Here is a 2,799-nt window from a genome sequence, read left to right as displayed (position 1 = left end):
AAGGGTTACTTCTCTATCTCCCCGAAAAGTCTTAACTTCTCCGTACACCCGGGAGGTTTTTCAGCTAGGTTATGCTCCTCCCGGGTGGGATAATCTGTTGCACTTCCTGGCCTCCCGCAACTGCCCTTCTCACCGGGCTGTGGAACTGGGTTTGCTGGTCAGGGGGGAACGGGGGAAGGTTTACGACCGGTTTAGAAACCGACTTGTCTTTCCCATTTGCGACGCCCAGGGGCGGGTGGTGGGCTTCGGGGGCCGGGTGCTGGATGACAGCCAGCCAAAGTACCTGAATACCCCGGAAACAATAGTATTCAATAAAGGACAGGTCCTCTTCGGCCTGCATCTGGCCCGGGCAGCCATCCGGGAGAAAGGTTACGCCATCATCATGGAAGGCTATATGGATGTTATTACCGCCCACCAGCACGGCATTGAAAATGCGGTGGCTTCTCTAGGGACCAGCCTTACTGCAGAGCAGGGTCATCTTTTGTCCCGTTACACTAAAGACGTGGTCATTGCTTACGATGCTGATGCGGCAGGTATTGCTGCCACCATGCGGGGTCTCGACCTCTTGCAGCAGCTTGGGTTTCGCGTGAGGGTGGTCACCATTCCCGATGGAAAGGATCCTGATGACTTTATCAGGCAGCATGGGAAGGAGAAATGGCAGCAACTGGTCGAAACGGCGAGTTCCCTGCTGGATTACAAGCTTGGGCGGGCGTTTGAAAAAGGTGATGGTGTCGCTTCTCTGCTGGACGAAGTCCTGCCGAATCTGGCGGCCATGTCCGGGGAAGTGGAGCGCGAAGAGGGGATTAAACGAGTAGCTGCCCGCTTGAGTTTGAGCTGGGAAGCGGTAAGGGATGCCTTGAAGCAATTTAACAAAAATCGGGGCAAAAAATGGTTAAATCCGGATAAAATTGCTAAAAATAAACATAATATAATAGCAAGCCCCCGAAATAAGGCGGAGTCCCTGCTTGTACAGTTACTGTTAAATTACCCCCGGTACGCGGGTGAGGTTCGCCGGGAGTTGGGTGATTCCTTCCCACGGGATCCTGTCCTTCGTCAAATTTATCAGCTTATCTGTCGTGATAGCGAGGTGGTTCGGGTTGACCCCGCTGCATGGATGCAGGAATTGGACGAAGAAGGACAACACTTATTAAGCCGCTTGTCTATGGAAAAAATACCCGGGGATGACCCGGTTAAAATAATTCCCGATCTTTTATCTACCATTAAGAGAAACATGTTGCGCGAAAGAAGAGAAACACTCATACAGGAACTGGCCGAGGCTGAGAGGGTTGGCGATCAGGAACGTGTAATCCGAATCCTGGGTGACCTGCAAAGCCTGGTAGACCCTGCTGGAAAGGGGGAATGAGAAATTGGGGGATGAACTGAGCAAACTCGATTGTGTCAAAGAATTAATCGAAAAAGGCAAAAAACGGGGCGTTCTCACTTACAGTGAGATTATGGATACCCTGCAGGGGGTAGATTTAACGCCGGAACAAATTGATGATATTTATGAAAAATTAGCCGGCCTCGGTATAGAAGTGGTGCCGGAAATCCCGGATCTGGAGCCTATAGACGATGCCGTTATTGAGACACCGGCAGAAGAAGATGTGGATCTGTCCATCCCCGAAGGGGTTGCCATAGACGACCCTGTACGGATGTATTTGAAAGAAATTGGGCGGATTCCCCTGTTGACTCCGGAAGAAGAAATAGAACTCGCCAAGCGTATGGAACAGGGAGATGAAGAAGCAAAAAGGCGTTTGGCGGAGGCCAACCTGCGTCTGGTGGTCAGTATAGCCAAGCGTTATGTAGGCCGGGGTATGCTCTTTCTGGATCTCATCCAGGAGGGTAACCTGGGTCTGATCAAGGCGGTAGAAAAATTCGACTATCGCAAGGGCTACAAATTCAGTACCTATGCCACGTGGTGGATCCGGCAGGCCATCACCAGGGCTATAGCCGACCAGGCCAGAACCATCCGGATTCCGGTGCACATGGTGGAAACCATCAACAAGCTTATCCGGGTTTCACGCCAGCTCTTGCAGGAACTGGGCCGGGAACCGACCCCGGAGGAAATTGCCAGGGAGATGGGCATTTCCGAGGAGAAGGTGCGGGAGATCATGAAGATAGCCCAGGAACCGGTTTCCCTGGAAACTCCCATCGGGGAGGAGGAAGATTCTCACCTGGGGGATTTCATCGAGGACCAGGATGCCCGGGCGCCTGCGGAGGAGGCCTCTTATACACTCCTGCGGGAGCAGCTGGAGGAGGTTCTAAAAACCCTTACCGACCGGGAACAAAAAGTTCTGCGCTTGCGTTTCGGGCTGGATGACGGCCGTGCGCGTACTTTAGAGGAAGTGGGGCAGAAGTTCGGGGTAACCCGGGAACGCATCCGGCAGATTGAGGCCAAAACCCTTCGCAAGCTGCGGCATCCCAGCCGGAGCAAGAAACTCAAAGATTACCTGGATTAAACCGCCGGCCCCGGTATAATTTTTCTTCACAAAATCATTGACCGGGGCGGCGTTTTTATGTATAATCATAAGTGCACCGTTCTGCGATGGGAGAACGGCTCGCCCAAGCAAGTGGTTGACGCACTGCAGCTGCGGGCGGCTTTTTGTGGGCCTATAGCTCAATTGGTAGAGCATCCGGCTCATAACCGGCTGGTTCCAGGTTCGAGTCCTGGTGGGCCCACCAGAATGCATGTCGGAGGTCGGAAGTTGGAGGGCGGAATTTTTATTGTTTTGTAGGTGTCAGGCAATTTCCGACTTCTGACCTCCGACGACTGACGACATACGGCCCCATGGTCAAGTG

2 protein-coding genes and 1 tRNA gene are annotated in these 2,799 nt (G+C 52.9%); all 3 read left to right on the top strand.

The annotated features are described in order from the left end of the window. Positions 1 to 1,363, top strand: a 1,363-nt coding sequence (locus tag ACPLUI_RS13500; protein WP_424660771.1) for a toprim domain-containing protein, incomplete at its 5' end; no start/stop codon positions are given. Between the two features lie 4 nt (positions 1,364 to 1,367). Further along, complete coding sequence (gene rpoD, locus ACPLUI_RS13495) at positions 1,368 to 2,459, top strand: RNA polymerase sigma factor RpoD (RefSeq protein ID WP_424660770.1); 1,092 nt, start codon at positions 1,368 to 1,370, stop codon at positions 2,457 to 2,459. Positions 2,460 to 2,606: 147 nt separating this feature from the next. Next, a tRNA-Ile gene (locus ACPLUI_RS13490) sits at positions 2,607 to 2,682 on the top strand. Positions 2,683 to 2,799 lie beyond the last annotated feature (117 nt).

This window comes from Desulfofundulus sp. (assembly GCF_049701015.1).
In the GTDB taxonomy this organism is placed as follows: Bacteria; Bacillota; Desulfotomaculia; order Desulfotomaculales; family Desulfovirgulaceae; genus Desulfofundulus.
The sequence above is the reverse complement of the archived record's forward strand: the minus strand, read 5'-3'. Positions and strand labels throughout refer to the sequence as shown.